Origin of the sequence: Leptospira sanjuanensis, from assembly GCF_022267325.1 — a bacterium.
Classification (GTDB): Bacteria; Spirochaetota; Leptospiria; order Leptospirales; family Leptospiraceae; genus Leptospira; species Leptospira sanjuanensis.
Genome location: NZ_JAIZBG010000001.1, coordinates 3,462,026 through 3,478,776 on the forward strand (window position 1 = coordinate 3,462,026; position 16,751 = coordinate 3,478,776).

Consider the following 16,751-nt stretch of genomic DNA (forward strand, 5'->3'; position numbering starts at 1 on the left):
TTGCCAAAATTCCGCGATGGTGCTATTTTTTGAACATGTTCAAATTTGGAGTTAAATTATGAAACGCATCTTTGTTTGGGCCTTATTCTTCGGAATCACCGCCTCGGCCTTTGCGGATTCCCAATCCGATTTCTTTGAATCGGTTCGAATCGGAAATCTCGCGAAGTTGGAAAAAATCTATTCGGAAAGTCCGTCGACGTTCGACAACACAGATAGTCGCGGCAGATCCGCGGTATTTTACGCGATCGAAAGCGGAAACCCTTCCGTAGTTCAATTCGTGTTGGATCGCAACAACAGGATCGATACACCCGATAACGCGGGAGAATATCCGATTCACTACGCAGCAAGAATGCCGGACAGTAAGATCGTTGATTTGGTTTTGAATCGAGATTCTTTCAGCGGCTATCTGACACGCAACGGAGAAAACGCTCTTGATATCGCATCCCATTACGGAAACAACAGCGTCGTCGCGTATCTTTTGGCGAAAGGTCTTAAGTATTCGAAACCGGGTTCGGGTCCGTTCACCATCGGACTTTACATCGGATATTTGATTATCAGCATCTTGATGACTATCTGGGTCGCGAGAACTCTTTTCAACAACGGAAGAATCTTTTTGATTCAAATGTTCAACGGGGAAGAAAAACTCGCGGATTCGATCAATCATCTTTTGATCGTAGGATTTTATCTGATCAACATCGGCTACATAAGCCTTTCCTTGACCTCCAGTCAAAAACCTTTAGATCTGGCAGAATGTATCGAAATTCTCACCACAAAAGTCGGAGTAGTACTTTTGCTTCTGGGAGCGATGCACTTTTTCAACCTCTTCCTGTTCGCGAAATTCAGAAAGAAAATTTCCCACACTTTCGGAGAAGCTGAAGTTCCCGCATGATTCGGAAAAATTCGAAAACGCAAAAAGAGACCGGCAAGTCGCAACAGACCCGGTCTCTTCTTTTTAAAACCGCGATTTCCCTATTTCAAAAAGAAGGTTATGACGAAACGACGATGCGCGCCATCGCACAAAAGGCGGGACTCGCCGTTGGCGCTTCGTATTATCATTTTAAAACGAAGGAAGACATCGTTCTTGAGTTCTACAGACAGACCCAAGACGACGCAAACATTCAAAATAACGAATATTGTAAAATCGAATCCGACCTGAAGGCCAGAGTTAAAAACGTCGTTCGATACAAGTTGAGCCAGTTTCAAGGACATGAAAAATTCCTGCACGTACTCGCAAGGAGCGGAGGCGATCCTCATCATCCGCTTTCCCCTTTCAGCAAAGAAACGAAGCAGATTCGGGAAGACGCGATTTCTCTTTTTAAAAACGCGATCGATTCCTCCAAAGATTCTCTGCCTTCCGATTTAAAGGAAGAACTTCCCTCTCTATTCTGGCTCTTTCAACTTGGAATCATTTATGTTTGGCTGTTCGACGGATCGGCTCATAAGAAAAAGACCGAACTTCTTTTGGATAAGGGTTTGGATCTTGTTTTTCAACTCTTAAAACTTTCCTCGTTGCCGATCTTTCGATCGGTCCGCAAATCCATTCTATCGATGATCGATCTTTTCAAACAATAACGCGCAGGAACCCGAAAGTATGAATCTTGAAAACGTAGATACTCTTCCTCCCAAAGACAAAATCAAAGACGAAGTTCTTCAAAAAACGGAAGTATATCTCAAAGAACTTTCCGTATTTCAGGAAAAGTTATTCGCACAGAAAAAATGCTCGGTTTTGATTCTTTTGCAGGGAGTGGACACTTCGGGAAAGGACGGAACGATCAAGCACGTTTTTGCGGGAATCAATCCGCAAGGTTGCTACGTAAAATCCTGGACAAAGCCGAACGCGGAAGAAATCCAATACGACTTTTTATGGAGAATTCACAAATACGTTCCGCCGAAAGGGATGATCCACATTCACAATCGATCGCATTACGAAGACGTGTTGATGCCTAAGATTTTAGGAACTCTTTCCGAAAAAAGAATCGAAGAACGATTGGAATCCATTCGAGATTTCGAAAAACATCTTCGGCGCGAGAACGAAACTCTGATTCTTAAATTCTTTCTGCATATTTCCAAGGAAGAGCAAAAACAAAGAATCACGGAACGTCTTTCGGATCCCGATAAAACTTGGAAATACGATCCGTCCGATCAGACGACGCAAGACCGTTGGGAAGATTATCAAAAAGCGTACGAGACGATCTTTCGATATAAGGACCAGGAGAAAGAATGGAACGTAATTCCCGCCGATAAGAAATGGTTCCGCAATTATCAAATCGCCAAAATTCTTTGCAAAGAATTGGAAAGGATCGTTTCTTAAATCGGCAAATAAAACGTGCAAGAGACGGACTTGCATTTGCGGAAAAGAACGGCGAAAATGGCATCGATGAAATTTTCGAACCGCAAAAACAAAAAAAGGCCGAATTTTCATTCGGCCTTTCAAATCCTAACTAAGAAGTCCGGTTTTCGTTTTACAAAGCCCGGTTCATTCCCTTTTTAGAGGCAAAGACGCCCAGAATTTTCAATTGTGCTTCCTTTACCTTTTCCGAGCTATCGTAAGAATCGTCCGATCTCATCAATTCCTTCATAAGCCAACGAGAAGATTCTCTATCAAGAAAATCTAATACTTGAATCACGAGTTTTTCACGCACGCTTTTTAACGCCTCCGCGAGATCGGGAAGGCTCACCTGTCTCAACAAATCCTTCAATTCGTTGTAGGAAAGAGAATGAAACGCGCGGCTCAACAGTATGTCCGAATCGATCTGCGGTTTAGAATTGCAGAATTCCGCGTAAAAATCGTTGAGAAGGATCGTATCGATCTCCTTTCTCTTCTGAGTTACGAAATTCCAAAAACTTTCCTGATACGATTCCCCGAAATAAGAAGCCACTTTTTCCAGAAACACGGTAATGTGCAGCTCCTTCTGAATCGCTTCCATCCCTTCGAGTATGATGATTCTATCTAATAATTCCTTTCCTTCGTAATTTCCGGAAACGATGTATCCTTTCAGGATGTTGTGGACGTTTTCCGCATCCATTCCGATTCCCATCAAATCAAATCCTTTTCTCAGAAGAAACGGATGGTCTTCGGAATCGAAAGCGTCGATCAAAAAATATTTTCCAAAGACGTAACACTTTTCGCTCAGTTCCAACATCATCCCTAATGTTTTCAGACTTTTTTCGCGATCAGAGTCTTTACAGATAAGTTGATCGGGTCGTATATGTGCCAGCATGCCTTCGTTTCTCCGAAATGATATTGTTGATTCTTGATGAACCCCGATCCGTTTTGAATGCGAGATTTCGATCAGTGAATTCTTTGTGAATAAGGATGCATCAATAGACGTGGGATTGCGTTTTTTTCAAACCCTTTTCCGGCATTTTCCGAAGGAAAAGGGTAAATTCTTTCCGTCCTTTTCGTCGCCTCTAATCCCTTCGTTTTAGTTTGAACCTCAAAAGAACACTCTTTGTATTCGAATTCCTTCAGCTTAGATTATGCGAACCATCGGATACAAGGCAACTTTCAAAGAATGCGAATAATGAATCAGCGGTTCGGTTTGTAATACGGGGATTCTATGACTGCGCAGAATCGTGTTTTCGTAGATTTTACATTCTCCCTTTTGTAAAGGCCAGGGAAGATGATGCACTTCGGCGCGGTAAATTCTTCCCGAAGAATCCTTACAATAAAGACAATATCGTTCGGTCAGCCAATGCTCCAGTGTTCCCGGCTGCGATCGATACGGTTCGGAAATCGGTCGATAGTCCGCGTGAAACCCGGCGGGATTCGCGCGAGAATCGGTTCGATTACTATAAAATGTTTTTTGAATATTCTTTCTTTGCAATGTCATGTCCGCGTTGAGATACGGAAGATGAAAGAATTTTCTGGCGATTTCAACAACCAGTGGATTGCTCGCATCCAAACTGAAAAAATATACACCGGGTTTATCCTGCGTTTGAACATAGGTTCGGACGTTCAATTCGGGAAAATAAGAAAGCCACGGAAGCGGCGGAAGATACGTAGGCCGCACGCCTTTCATGCGAAAGGGTACCAATCCGATAAAGGCCTTTCCTTGATATGTGTCCGGACTCAATCCTTTCGGAAGAACTTCTTCCAAAAAGCCGATCGGAATTTCCCAGTGTAGGAAAGCGAGTTCGTCCCAATACTGGATCATGAACGGTTTCGCTTTCGGCAATGCCCAAGGTCGATGTGCGGTTTGACTCAATATGGATGAAAGTGAATTCGGATTCATCGCGGGATGAATTTATATTCTCCATTGGAAGCGAATAGAAGTTTTTTGTGGGAACTCCTGCAGCGATCCGTAGCCACGCGATTTCTCAAAGGGGTCAATCTTCGAAAATTGAGTCCTTTTTTGTGGGAACTCCAACGTTTCATAACTTAAGGGAGAATTCCTCCCGCCGAAACTGTGGGAACTCCTTCGAAAACGGGCCGATTCTCCCTAAAAACGTGGGAACTCCCCCTAAAATTGGTGTAGATCAAATACCAAAGTTCAGAAATCTGTGCACATGAGCCAAATTGAATCCGTTCCAATCGGAACCCTCCCACCCTTAGGACAGGTTCCTAAAAAAATGTATGCACAGGTCGTTCGTCCTGAGCGCTACGGCGATCCGATCACCGCAATTCAGGAAGAACTCATCGATGTTCCAGAAATAGCTCCCGACGAGGTTCTGGTCGCGGTAATGGCAGCCGGTGTAAATTATAACAATGTTTGGGCCGCTCTCGGATTTCCCGTAGACGTTATCGGCGCAAGAAACAAGAAAGGCGAACCGGAGAAGTTTCATATCGGCGGGTCCGATGCATCCGGAATCGTTTACAAAGTCGGTTCCGAAGTTAAGAACGTAAAAGTCGGAGACGAAGTCGTTCTTCACTGCGGAATCTGGGATAAAAACGATCCTTGGGTCAAAGCGGGAAAAGATCCTATGTTTGCCCCTTCTCAGTTAATCTGGGCTTATGAAACCAACTGGGGATCCTTCGCGCAATTCTGCAAGGTCCAAGATCATCAGTGCCTTCCCAAACCGAAACATCTCACTTGGGAAGAAGCCGCCGCTTACATGCTTGTAGGAGCTACCGCCTACAGAATGTTGCACCACTGGAAACCGAACGACGTACAAAAAGGCGACGTGGTTCTGATCTGGGGAGGCGCGGGCGGACTGGGCGCAATGGCGATTCAGATCGTAAAGGCCGCGGGCGGAATTCCGATCGCAGTCGTTTCCGAAGACGACAAAATCGACTTCTGTATGAAACTCGGCGCGGCAGGAGTAATCAATCGCAAGAAGTTCAACCACTGGGGAGCCTTGACTTCCGAGATCAACAAGACCGAAAAATTCGTAGAATGGACGAAGGCCGCTCGCGAATTCGGAAAGGCGATCTGGGACATCGCAGGAAAAGGAAACAATCCTAAGATCGTATTCGAACATCCGGGTGAAACCACCATACCGACTTCCATGTTCGTTTGTGAGACGGGCGGTATGGTAGTGATTTGCGCGGGAACCACGGGATACAACGCGACCGTCGACTTGCGTTATCTCTGGATGAGACAAAAACGTCTCCAAGGTTCTCACTTTGCGAACGACGAAAACTCAAAAGGTCTGAACGACTTGGTCATCGAGAAAAAGGTCGATCCTTGTCTTTCCAAAACCTTCGCTTGGAACGAGACTGCGCTTTCTCACCAATTGATGAAGGAAAACAAACACCCGGCCGGAAACATGTCCATCCTGGTCGGAGCCGACAAACTCGGATTAGGAAAAAAATAATTTCTTTTTCCGATTCGATTTCAAACCCCGAGAGCGCTCGCTTTCGGGGTTTTTTATTTTAAGAGCAATCGATTCGGCCGCGTCCGTCGTACGACGGACCGCGCTCTCAGCTCCGGTCAATAAATTGAAAGAGAACGACGTTAGTGTAAGTAGTATCCAAGATCTCAATTTATTGACCCCGCCTCGATCGCTCGCGGGAGTGATTTAGCGGACTTTTTATAAAAGAACGCTTCCAAAAACAACGATAACTCGATTTCGATTCTTGAGAAACTTATCTCCGAAGACGACTTTTATATGAGAGATCGTCAAATTCTTAAAAACCATTTGCTTTTTCCGATCGGATCGATATTCTTCTCCTCCCATCGATATGCATCCACCGAAAGCGATTCTTTTCACTCAGTGTCTTCAAAACGACTTCGCGGCTTTAATAGAAAAATACGATCCGCTTCCCAACGCTCTTCACGTGGGATATCTGGAAGCCAAGCGTCTTCTGGGAGAAATGACCGAATACGGACCGATTCATTCCTTAATTGAATGGGCCTATTCCGTAGATCCGCAGGATCTTTGGATCGTTCACATTCGGGATTGGCACGATCTTTCCGATTCTTCCCAAAAAGAACATCTCGCACAATTCGGATCTCATTGTATCAAAAACACCAAAGGAGCCGAATTCGTATTCGAATCTTGGATTCGAAACGAAAACGATCGTCATCACATCGTAAACGCATCCGGACTAAACGACTTTGTCGATACGACTTTGGAAAAAATTCTCGAGCCGTTAAAAGGACATTCAATCAAAGTGGGAATCTCGGGAGTTTGGACCGAAGCGAAGGTTCAATTTCTTGCATACGATATTCGAACCCGATATCCAGAATGGGAAATCGCGATTTGTCCCGCACTCACTGCGTCTTCTTCCATAGGAATGCACTTTATCGCACTGGATCAAATGAAGGAAATTCTGGGAGTAAAGATCTTTCCTTCCATCGGCGCATTCACTTCCTTTCTGAGCGGAACCGTTCCCAATCTCGAAAAAAGAATCACACATTCCAGAATTTCATCGGATCATTTTCGATACGAAGAAGGATATAAGGTCGATGACACTGACGAAAAACTTCTTTTGTATCTTTTCCGCGATTGCAAAGACGTAGAGTTTCGATGTTTGGACGGAGGTTTTTCGGGAAATGTCGTATTAAAATCGAAATCAATGGATCATATCGGACACAACCAGGTTCCTTCTGTGATCAAAATCGGACCGAGGGATTTGATCGCCAAAGAAAGAATTTCGTTCGAAAGAATCGAGGAAGTTCTCGGAAACAACGCACCTTCCATCGTGGACTTCGCCGAATTGGAAAACAGAGGTGCGATTAAATACCGTTATGCGGCCATGCTCGAAGGGAACGTTCGAACCTTCCAAAAAATGTTCGAAAACTCGGACGATATCCGTGAAATCGAGTCGATCTTAGACACGGTTTTCCTAAAACAACTCGGAAAACTCTACGAAGCGGCATCGCAGGAGAAATTAAATTTATTAGAATATTATGATTTTCAATCTAAATACGCGCCGAGCGTTCGCAAACGGGTCGAATCGATTCTCGGAAAATCCGCCGACGGTTCGACCTTGGAGATAGAACCCGGCGTTTCCATACCGAATGTCTGTAAATTTTACGAGGAGGATTTGGTTTCTCTTAAGGAATATTCCGCGGTCGCTCATTACACTTCGTATGTTCACGGGGATTTAAACGGTGCGAACATTATTCTCGACGCACAAAACAACGTTTGGCTGATCGACTTCTTTCACACACACAAAGGACATATCCTGAAAGATCTGATCAAACTGGAAAACGACATTCTGTTTATTTTCACTAAAATAGAAACCGCGGAGGAATGGAAAGAAGCGATTCGATTGAGCGAAGAACTTTTAAAAATTCCGGATTTAGGCGTTGCGATTCCGTCACAGCCTCGCCAATTCTTCCGATATCCGAAAATTGCAAAAGCGTATTCGGCTATAGCACGTCTTCGATCGTATTATCCTTCTTTAATACAGATGGATAGAGATCCGTATCAACTCCACACGGGCGCGCTTCGTTACGCGATGCATACCCTATCCTTCGACGAATCGAACGAATGGCAAAAGAAATGGGCCTTGTATCACGGAAGCATTTGTATCGACTCAATCCGAGAATATATCGAACGATCCAAAACTCTTCGCATCGACTACTTAAAATCAGATCGAAATAATTTTTCCCGAATCGGACTTACCATTCTTCCGGGAAGAAAGGACCGCGATCGGAATTTGAAAAACGATATAGCGACGATTCGAAAGGAAGGAATCACGCACGTTCTTTGTCTCTTAACGGAGAACGAGTTTTTGGAATACGGAGTCAAGGAATTACGAAAAGAATATCAAACGCACGGCTTAAACGTATATCATTGTCCGATCTTGGATCAGATGGCTCCTTTGATCGATCAAGCGATTCCTACTCTGCATTGGATGGACCAGGCTCTTTCCCAAAACGGAAAATTACTCATTCATTGCGTGGGCGGACTCGGACGTTCGGGAACGCTCGCGGCCGCTTATACGATCTGGAAAGAAAAACTCGGAGCCGAAGAAGCGATTTCGCTCGTTCGGGAATCCAGAAGCGCGAGGGCGATCGAATCGGGCATTCAGGAGGAATTCCTTTCAAACTTTGAAAAAAAATTCATACATTAGGATATTCTAAATTTCTAAAAATAGGATCGAGCTAATCGCCTAAAACGGTGACCCCTTGCCAGTTTTCCGGAACTCCGAACCTACAGTTGTGTACGGATTTTTCGAGATAAACCCTCGCGGCCTGATCGGCCCGGTTCTTTTCCAGGATACGGTTGAAAACGACGCAGGCTTCTTCGAAATGTTTTTCGCGAAACAGAAGTATTCCCCGTTCGAATTCCTCTCTCGTGTTCATATACGAATCGATCAGACTTTCGGGAAGTCCGTTGAACACTTCCAAAACCGTGTAAACGGTTCTCTGATCCCGTACTTGAATCCGATCCAAAACCCTGTAATAGTATTTGGAGGAATTTGTTAAACGAAATAAGGTCGAGTCCGTAATCAACAAAGAGGAATCGTACATCCTCGATAGTTGTCCGATTTTAGACACGACGTTGACCGAAGGAGATATGACCGTGCTCTCCATCCGCTCCGCTTCTCCGATCGTTCCGAGTAAAATCGGTCCCATATGAATTCCGCTTCCGGAGCGCACTGGATCTTTTCCGTTTGCAATTCTTTCCCGATTGAATTCTCTCAAAATACGCTGAATTTCCACCGCGCTTTCCAAAGCTTTTTCAGGTTCCGGCGGAAACAGGGCCAAAAAACCTTCGCCGAAATACTTGTCGATAAAACCGTCCCGTTCCCGGATCGCAGGTCCGACCTTTCCTAAAAAGGAATTGATGAATTCGAAATTCTCCTTTCCGCTCATCTTTTCGGAAAAATCGGAAAAGGTTCGAATCTCGTTGTAGAGAAGACTCATCTCCTCTTCCGCGATATCCCCGAGCTTAATGTCGAATACATCATGTTTATTTAATATTCTTAAGAGTTCCCTCGGAACGAACAATCCGTACGATGAATTTACCTTCTTTAAACTTTCGGACATATCTTCCACCGCATCAAAGGCTAAAGAATATCTTTTTGCGAGAAGAAAGGCTTCCGAAAAAATCAAGGCGATCAATCCGAACGGTGCGAGAATGAAAGTCGGGATGATTCTTTTATTGTAAAAAATATCCTGGCTGTAGGCGAGAAAGATCGCGGACATTCCGATTAAAATCGCGATCGCTCCGGGCTTTTTCCGAAACAATGCAAGCAACAAAACGTAAAAACCCGCCGCAAAACAAAGGAATGTAAAAACATAATAATATTCGATTGTTCCGGTGAACAAAACCGGTTCCTGCGAAACAACGATTAAAGAAAAAATCGAAGCGACAAATACGATCCCGTAATGAATCTCTTTCTTCATTTCGTCCGGAAACAAAGCGCGCAAAAACGCGGTGGTGATCGGGGGGATCAAATAAAAACTCAGATATACGATTCTCATGTGAAGAAGATAGGAGAATCCGGGAAACAACACTTGAATCAGATTCTGCCCAGTCGTGATTTCTCGAAAGCAGAACACAAAACAAAGAACTCCGAAATACAGAAGAGCCGCGTCCTTCTTCCGTAAAAAATAAAGAGTAAAATGATACAAAGCCATCGCAATGAGAAAGCCCAAAACAAAAACGTCTACGGTCAATCTTCTTTCCCGCAAACGAATGATCTGATCCTCTTTGCCGAGAATCAATCGCGCGGTTAAACCGCCTCTCGCGTGATAATAATTGGAAATCGGAATTCGAATCTGAAATTCTTTCTTTTGGACTTGAAACGGAAGAATCTTTACGTTCCATTCCGGCGTGGAAGTGTCCGCGGTTTTACCTAGAATTCCATGCGATCCGATTTTAGTTGCGTCGATCCAAACCTCGTACGCGGTTTCGGATGTTTCCGCCAAAATCGCCAAACTGCCGATCGGATAATTTTCCGGAAGAACGACTTTTAAAAAGTAAGTCGCGATTCCCGTGCCGGGATAATTCTTTCCATCCGCGTCTTTGATCCGAGTCCAAGCCTTGGGAACGGGCATCGTTCGATTTTTTTCCGGCTCGACTTCCGATCGTTCCGCGAACTCGTTCCAGCGAAACGTCCAATCACCTTGCAAAGAAACGGGACCGTATTCTTCAAAATTCCAAGAACTCAGATCGATCACTCCGGAAGAAGCCGAAACAAACGGACGTTCCGATTCGATCGCACATCGATTGAATAGAAAACAAAAAAGAAGAAAAACAAAAACACGGCTTCGAATGAGATTGAACGAAATCATGGAGTCTTTTCTTAATTCTTTCACCCGATCTTTAACTCGGTCAAGTTGAATATTCGACTTCAGGGGTTCGTCGATTTAGACTTCTAAGACGGTGACTCCGTCCCAGTTATTCGGTGAGCCGACTCTGCAATAATGAATCGATTTTTCGAGATACCAGCGGGCCGGTTGATCTAATTTGTTCCTTTCCAAAACCCGATTGAAAATCACGCAGGCCTCTTCGAAATTTCTTTGTCTGAAATTGGAAATTCCCCGTTCGAACTCCTCTTTCGTATCCATAAAAAGATTGAGAACGGAATCCGATTGTCCATTAAAAACTTCTAAAATCGTTACGACCGAGTTGTGGCCCTTCAATTGAATCCGATCCAAGACTCGCATGGAATATCGTTCCGGTTTTTCCAAACCGAACAAAACGTGATCCGTAATCAAAATGGAAGAATCGAACATACGGCAAAGTTGCCCGACCCGTGTCGCGAGAGTAACCGAAGGAGAAATCACCGCGCCTTCCATACGCTCCGATTCACCGATCGTACCGAGAAGAATCGGTCCTTTGTGTAGCCCGGTTCCAACGCGCACGGCTTCCTTTCCTTTTCCGATCCGATAGATATTAATTTCTTTTAATATATTTTGAATTTCGACGGCGCTTTCCAACGCGTCTTCGGCTTTTTGCGAGAATAGAGAAAGGAAGGCGTCGCCGAAATACTTGTCGATAAAACCGTTCTTATCGCGGATCAAAGGACCCACTTTTCCGAGATACGAATTGATGAACTCGAAGTTCTCCTTTGCCGAAGACTGATCCCCGAGAAACTGCGCGGTTCGGATTTCGTTGTATAGGATCGTCATCTCTTCTTCCGCGACGTCCCCGAGTTTAACGTCGATAAAGTTGTGTTCGTTCAGAATTTTGAGAAATTCCCTCGGAACGAAAAGACCGTAGGAAGTATTCGTTTTGTTAAGCGACTTTGTGAGATCCACGATCGCACCGAAGGCCTGGGAATAACGAATCGCCAGTAGATACGCCTGCGAAAAAACCATCGCTAAAAGTCCGATCGGAGAGAAATAACCCGTGTTGATGATTCTTTTGTTGTAAAGAGTGTCCTGAAAAAAAACCGCAAAAAATACGAGCAAGCCGCTCAGAAGGAGAAGCGCTCCGCTTTTTTTCTTTAGAATCGAGGCGACCAGAATGTAAAATCCGTAAAAGAACACGGCAAACGTAAAGATATAATACGCGTCGATCGTCGCAGTAAAAAACAGAGGAGGAGTGATCGCGACGATGGCTGCGGACAAACCTCCGAAAATTAGAATTCCGTAATATAAATATGAATTAAACTCGGACGGAAATAAGGAACGAAAGAAAGCGGCAAAAACGGGAACCGCCAAATAAAAAGAAAGATAAACGAACTTCGAGTGAATCGAATAGTCCAGGCCGGGCAGCAAAACCTGAATCAGATTTTCTCCAGTACTCGCGGAACGAAAACAATAAATCAGACAAAGAATACCGAAATAAAGAACCGATTTTTCATCCTGTCTCAAAAGAAACAGCGTAAGATGATAGAGCCCCATGATCGCGAGACTTCCGAAAACGAAAACTTCGAGCGTTAATCTTTTTTCGCGGATCGATTGAATCGCCGAACTCTTTCCGATCAAGAATTTTCCTGTCAACCCGCCCCGTGCATGATGAAAATTGGATATTAGAATTTTCAAAACCGGTTCTTTTTCAGTGTTGTAAAAGGAAAAAATCTTTTTGTTCCATTCCGGCCGGGAAGTTTCTGAACTGATTCCGACATCTCCGATTTTTCCTAACTTTTGAGAACCGAGATAAACCTCGTATGCGGTTTCCGAAATATCGGCTTGCAACGCGAGTTCCTGATTCACAAGAGAATCCGGCAGTCGGATTTTCAAAAAATAAGTCGCATATCCCAAGGAAGGAAAATTCTTTCCTTCCTCGTCCGTCAGCTTGATCCAAGATTTCGGTACGGAAGCAAAGGAAGAATTCTGCGGCCACGATTCCGAAGAAAAGGTTTTCCATAAAAAACGGAATTCTCCTTCGAGAAGAGCCGGTCCGTTCTTTTCAAAGTCCCAGTCCCGAAGGTCTAAAATTCCTTTTTCCGCTTTTGGAAACGGTACGGGTAGAATCCAATCGCAGGAGCAAAACGTAAAACAAAGAAATAAAACGAATAAGCGCAGAACGTTCATGTAGAATCCGGAACCTATTCGAGATTATGCTTTGTTAAACGAAGAGGTCAATGAATATTCAAACTACTTAAATCAATTTCGGTTTTTGCGGAATCCGAATCGGCCGCTCCGTTATACGAATCGAAGAAAACAAAGAACATTCTTTACAAGAATTTCGGAATCGATTGTTGTTCATTCAATGAAACGTCCTCTTTTTTCGATCTTAATTCTTTTTAATTTCGCCGTATCCGGAATCGAACCGGAAAAATTCTCCGCGATTCAAAAACGTTTTTTAGAGGAATCCAAAAAGAACAATCTCCCGTTCGAATTCGAGTTCGGCAGCGGAGAAGAATCCTGCAAAAACGATTTCAACAAAGACGGAATCGAGGATCTCGCGATGACCATGCGCGTCAAACCGGGGGATTCTTTGGATAGTCCCGCAATGGATCAAAACGGATTTTTAGCGATCGCGCTCGGAGATGTGAACGGAAGTTATCGATTCGATTCCATGATTCCGATGATTCCTTGTAATTCCTGCGGAGGAGTTTACGGAAGACCGGACGTAACTCTGGAATGTGGAAACGGAAAGATCAAGATCAGTTCGTACGGAGGTTCTAATTGGAGATGGTCGAACTCGGAAACGATCCGATGGAAGTCATCCGGTTGGGAATGGATCGGAACCGATACGCATAGTTATCATACTTCGTTTGGAGACGGATTGCGTTCGTCCTTCAACCGGATCAATCTAGATTCCACACGAAGTTATGAAGGTAGAATGGAATCGGAACAGGAATCCGTTCCTCCAAAAGCGGAAGTTCGGTTTAAAAAAATCGTTTCCGCTTCGACCAAACAAAAACTTTCCATCGATGAATCCTGGGATTCGTTGCCCGTTCTTCCGTTTGAAATCCAAGATAAAAGTTGGATGACCGCAAAAAACAAAGATTGGAAAGGACCGCAGGATCTTTCGTTCCGAATTCGATCCGCTTGGAATTCCGATTCGCTCGGACTACAAATTTCGGTTCGAGACGATAAGATTCAATTCTGCAAAACGAAATCGGAGGACTGCGACGCGATCGAAATCGTTTTGGACCCCGACTCGAGTCTTTTGGATTTCGATACGAATTCGGGAGTTCGCAAAAGACTCGGTTCCCAAGCCGCAATCGTTTCCTTAGGTTTATCGGAAGAAAAGAAAGTCCGTATCCGACTGAATCGGAAAGAAAATCCCAAGAGCGGAATCGAAACGAAACTCATTTTGACAAACGACGGTTATTCGATCCTTTGCCGAATTCCGTGGACGGTTTTCGGAAAAGAAAACGTTTCTCGATTCCGAAACGGATTTAAGTTTTTGGCGAGCGTTACCGTTCAGGATTGGGACGATGAATCCAAGCCGATCCAACGATTGTCGACTTCTACGATCAAGGGAAGCGATCCTTATACTTTGGGAGAACTGGAATTGATTCCGGAAAAATATTCTCTCGGCCCTTGGAAACAGGAGAATTAGAAAAGAGCAATATTGAAAAAACTTTTTCATCTTAAAGATTTCATTTTATAATTACGTTGAAAATTATTTAGCATATAAAACTTTCCAAATTCAAGATATACTGATATACTCGAATTCATTTTCTGAATCCTATTCTATATTCGACCTCTTTATAAACCCTCTCCTTTTCCTGACTTCCTTCAACATACGGAATTATAGAAATAAATATTTTTGCGATAATATGATTTGCAAATAATCACAAAAAGGTTTGACTTTTTTTGATAAACCTCCCCATCGTGCCCAAAGTAAGTTCGGCGAATTTTTTTATTGGCCTTACTGAAACTATTTAGGAGAATTTTCAATGAAGAAGAATATTATGAAATTTGCAGCTGTAATCGCACTAACTGTTGCCTTTGCAGCTTGTAAAAAAGATGATAAGGATGATACTATAGTTACTACAGGTTTGCTTTATCTACTAGACCAGACGAGCGGAAACTGTGCATCCATCACTAAGACGAATGCTACCCAGTACACCGTAAATTTATCTTCGATTCCGAAAGGAGGCTGTAACCAGGCGACGATACTTGGAAGCGATCTTACTTCAAGAAAGGCGATTCTAAGCGCACAGTATGACGGAGCTATCGCGATTGCGAATTCCATCGGTTGCTCTGCGGCTGCGATTACCACGCTTACAAACGCAAAAAACACCGCTATCAACGCGATAACGCAAACAACGTTCGACACATCCGTTTCGACTTCGCGTTACACTCCGATTGGAGATTTGCGAACGGAGATGATGCCCTTATTCACAAGCGGAAACCCTGCGTATACGGAAAGCGAAGTGATGGGCCTCAATCGTCTGACTGTAGATCAAACTATCACAGCACAATATGTTCTAATTGCAATCAATACGGCCGGCTTAGAAGCATCTTGTTTAACTGCTTTCAACAGCAAAAGAACTACTGATTTCAAGGGCTTTTTCCAAGTTGACCCAAATGCAAATTCAAAAGCCACAGTAACAGGAATCGGATTTGGATTCTGCTCCTACGGAACGGCTGTTCCCGCAAATCAGAAATGTGCATCTCTGAACGAGCAATTCTAAGCTTACTTAGATTGTTCATCTACAAAACAAGTCGTCCCCAGGGACGACTTGTTTTGTAATTTTGAAAAACGGTTAATATCGATGAAATGCCGGACAATTTTCTTTATTTTTTTGATGCAATTTCTATCTTTTTTTTATGGTTGCAAATCCCCGTTCGAAGTCACGTCGCACGATCAAAACAAAGACGGACAAATCGACAATCGACTTTATACAAAGACGGATTCCAAGATCTCGATCTTTATGGAAACGTTCGAAAGACAAAAAAAAATGCCGGATGATTGGATGTGGTTGAAGATGGATTCGAAAGACCCAAAATCTTTTCAAACTTTTTACAACGAAATCGCTTCCAAAGACCCAAATAAAATCGATATTAAAATTTGGTTCGGACCCGATAACATAAAATTAATCGAGAAGGACGATAAGGATTCAGACGGTTTTTTTGAAACGACTCAATACTTTAACCGCTTCGCAAAACCGAAGATTAATTCTGGAATTATCGCTCGAATTGAAATCGATTCCGATCGAGACGGAAAACCCGACATTTGGATTTATCCAATGAAACGAATGGAATTAGATACGAATCAAGACGGAGTTCCCGATCAATTTTCCACGGATAACGAGCAAATCGGCCAAATCTTAAAAACGGGAAAATTACCGATCGACTTCAAGCGAACATCCATTCTTCCTTCAAGTAGATCCTGGGGACTTCATCCCGAATTGATTCAAGACGAAACCTTAAAAGCAGTAATCCCTTTCTCTCTTTAAATTTTTATAATGGAAAAGCATTCACTTTTTATTGTATTCGAATTCGCTCCTCAATATCGACCGATTCGAGACGTCAGTGAAGAAGTCAAATATTCATCCGCCCCTCATCGAAATTCAGAGGACTTGCGAACACTGAAAAATAAACGAAAAACGTCAACCGATTCCCAGCACAGCGCCGCCTACGATAAAACTAAGCAACGTATTTCCCGCATTCAACGCGATAAAAACCGGAGATTTTCGTTGCGGCTCCCACAAGTTGCGGGAAAAATCATCAAGAACCAAAAAGAATAACGCGATGATTCCGCCAAACAAAGCGGACTGCCCGATACCGCGAAAATCCATTCTTCCGATCATCCAATCCAACACCAAAAATTGAACGAGCGAAATCGCGATCGCCGTAAAATACGTCGCGCCCATGTTGTCCTGATTCAAATCCTTTTCCTGAGCGTTTTGAAGTTTCATCCATAATTTGCCGAATACCGTATACCAAATCATACCGACGATAAAGGACGCTACCGTCGCCAAGATCACGGACAAAGGACGAATTCCGTAAAATTCTGCGAACATAAAAACTCCTAAAAATTAGGAGAATCATTTT

The 16,751-nt window shown here is 43.6% G+C and carries 13 protein-coding genes; 8 read left to right on the top strand and 5 right to left on the bottom strand.

Going from position 1 to position 16,751, the window contains the following annotated elements; genetic code table 11:
• The first annotated feature begins 58 nt into the window (after window positions 1-58).
• Genes LFX25_RS15740 through LFX25_RS15750 form a run of 3 tightly spaced genes read left to right on the top strand, consistent with a single transcriptional unit; the run spans window position 59 to window position 2,311 of the window.
• Window positions 59-889: an ankyrin repeat domain-containing protein gene (locus LFX25_RS15740; protein WP_238731056.1), complete on the top strand. Its 831-nt coding sequence runs from the start codon at window positions 59-61 to the stop codon at window positions 887-889.
• Window positions 886-1,572 carry a TetR/AcrR family transcriptional regulator gene (locus tag LFX25_RS15745; RefSeq protein WP_238731057.1) on the top strand — a complete coding sequence of 229 codons (687 nt, stop codon included), beginning with the start codon at window positions 886-888 and terminating at the stop codon, window positions 1,570-1,572. The genes LFX25_RS15740 and LFX25_RS15745 overlap by 4 nt, the downstream gene beginning before the upstream one ends.
• Window positions 1,556-2,311 carry a PPK2 family polyphosphate kinase gene (locus LFX25_RS15750; RefSeq protein ID WP_319937446.1) on the top strand — a complete coding sequence of 252 codons (756 nt, stop codon included), beginning with the start codon at window positions 1,556-1,558 and terminating at the stop codon, window positions 2,309-2,311. Before LFX25_RS15745 ends, LFX25_RS15750 begins: the two co-directional genes overlap by 17 nt.
• 151 nt (window positions 2,312-2,462) lie before the next feature.
• Here LFX25_RS15750 and LFX25_RS15755 read toward each other — a convergent pair whose 3' ends face one another.
• Both LFX25_RS15755 and LFX25_RS15760 read right to left on the bottom strand, forming a co-directional pair.
• Entirely contained in the window at window positions 2,463-3,221 is a 759-nt protein-coding gene (locus tag LFX25_RS15755; protein ID WP_238731059.1) for an LIC10244 family PerRA/PerRB upregulated protein, read from the bottom strand.
• A 252-nt stretch (window positions 3,222-3,473) separates the two neighbouring features.
• Complete coding sequence (locus LFX25_RS15760) at window positions 3,474-4,235, bottom strand: YqjF family protein (protein WP_238731060.1); 762 nt, start codon at window positions 4,233-4,235, stop codon at window positions 3,474-3,476.
• 274 nt (window positions 4,236-4,509) lie between these two features.
• Here LFX25_RS15760 and ccrA point away from each other — a divergent pair, with 274 nt between their 5' ends.
• Window positions 4,510-5,757 carry a crotonyl-CoA carboxylase/reductase gene (gene ccrA / locus LFX25_RS15765; RefSeq protein WP_238731061.1) on the top strand — a complete coding sequence of 416 codons (1,248 nt, stop codon included), beginning with the start codon at window positions 4,510-4,512 and terminating at the stop codon, window positions 5,755-5,757.
• A 367-nt stretch (window positions 5,758-6,124) separates the two neighbouring features.
• Window positions 6,125-8,467 (top strand): phosphatase domain-containing putative toxin, encoded by a 2,343-nt coding sequence (locus LFX25_RS15770; RefSeq protein WP_238731062.1) that lies wholly within the window; start codon window positions 6,125-6,127, stop codon window positions 8,465-8,467.
• A 31-nt stretch (window positions 8,468-8,498) separates the two neighbouring features.
• Here the strand turns inward: LFX25_RS15770 and LFX25_RS15775 are convergent, their stop codons facing one another.
• Both LFX25_RS15775 and LFX25_RS15780 read right to left on the bottom strand, forming a co-directional pair.
• On the bottom strand, window positions 8,499-10,637 hold the full coding sequence (locus LFX25_RS15775) for an adenylate/guanylate cyclase domain-containing protein (protein ID WP_238731063.1): 2,139 nt from the start codon (window positions 10,635-10,637) through the stop codon (window positions 8,499-8,501).
• A 75-nt stretch (window positions 10,638-10,712) separates the two neighbouring features.
• Window positions 10,713-12,827, bottom strand: coding sequence for an adenylate/guanylate cyclase domain-containing protein (locus LFX25_RS15780; protein WP_238731064.1), 2,115 nt, complete (start codon window positions 12,825-12,827; stop codon window positions 10,713-10,715).
• A gap of 178 nt (window positions 12,828-13,005) precedes the next feature.
• Here LFX25_RS15780 and LFX25_RS15785 point away from each other — a divergent pair, with 178 nt between their 5' ends.
• The 3 genes from LFX25_RS15785 (at window position 13,006) to lsa25.6 (ending at window position 16,153) form a co-directional block, all read left to right on the top strand.
• Complete coding sequence (locus LFX25_RS15785) at window positions 13,006-14,307, top strand: sugar-binding protein (RefSeq protein ID WP_238731065.1); 1,302 nt, start codon at window positions 13,006-13,008, stop codon at window positions 14,305-14,307.
• A 340-nt stretch (window positions 14,308-14,647) separates the two neighbouring features.
• Window positions 14,648-15,388 (top strand): hypothetical protein, encoded by a 741-nt coding sequence (locus LFX25_RS15790; protein WP_238731066.1) that lies wholly within the window; start codon window positions 14,648-14,650, stop codon window positions 15,386-15,388.
• 114 nt (window positions 15,389-15,502) lie between these two features.
• Complete coding sequence (lsa25.6, locus tag LFX25_RS21040; protein WP_455032236.1) at window positions 15,503-16,153, top strand: Lsa25.6 family adhesin; 651 nt, start codon at window positions 15,503-15,505, stop codon at window positions 16,151-16,153.
• A gap of 153 nt (window positions 16,154-16,306) precedes the next feature.
• On the opposite strand, the gene LFX25_RS15800 is transcribed toward lsa25.6, so the two are convergent.
• Window positions 16,307-16,720 (bottom strand): DUF1761 domain-containing protein, encoded by a 414-nt coding sequence (locus LFX25_RS15800; protein ID WP_238731068.1) that lies wholly within the window; start codon window positions 16,718-16,720, stop codon window positions 16,307-16,309.
• Window positions 16,721-16,751: the final 31 nt, after the last annotated feature.

Coding starts and splice junctions, on each gene's coding strand:
- LFX25_RS15770 (WP_238731062.1), top strand. CDS start 6,125: ATGCATCCACCGAAAGCGATTCTTTTCACTCAGTGTCTTCAAAACGAC.
- LFX25_RS15780 (WP_238731064.1), bottom strand. CDS start 12,827: ATGAACGTTCTGCGCTTATTCGTTTTATTTCTTTGTTTTACGTTTTGC.
- LFX25_RS15775 (WP_238731063.1), bottom strand. CDS start 10,637: ATGATTTCGTTCAATCTCATTCGAAGCCGTGTTTTTGTTTTTCTTCTT.
- LFX25_RS15785 (WP_238731065.1), top strand. CDS start 13,006: ATGAAACGTCCTCTTTTTTCGATCTTAATTCTTTTTAATTTCGCCGTA.
- LFX25_RS15755 (WP_238731059.1), bottom strand. CDS start 3,221: ATGCTGGCACATATACGACCCGATCAACTTATCTGTAAAGACTCTGAT.
- lsa25.6 (WP_455032236.1), top strand. CDS start 15,503: ATGCAATTTCTATCTTTTTTTTATGGTTGCAAATCCCCGTTCGAAGTC.
- LFX25_RS15740 (WP_238731056.1), top strand. CDS start 59: ATGAAACGCATCTTTGTTTGGGCCTTATTCTTCGGAATCACCGCCTCG.
- ccrA (WP_238731061.1), top strand. CDS start 4,510: ATGAGCCAAATTGAATCCGTTCCAATCGGAACCCTCCCACCCTTAGGA.
- LFX25_RS15760 (WP_238731060.1), bottom strand. CDS start 4,235: ATGAATCCGAATTCACTTTCATCCATATTGAGTCAAACCGCACATCGA.
- LFX25_RS15745 (WP_238731057.1), top strand. CDS start 886: ATGATTCGGAAAAATTCGAAAACGCAAAAAGAGACCGGCAAGTCGCAA.
- LFX25_RS15800 (WP_238731068.1), bottom strand. CDS start 16,720: ATGTTCGCAGAATTTTACGGAATTCGTCCTTTGTCCGTGATCTTGGCG.
- LFX25_RS15790 (WP_238731066.1), top strand. CDS start 14,648: ATGAAGAAGAATATTATGAAATTTGCAGCTGTAATCGCACTAACTGTT.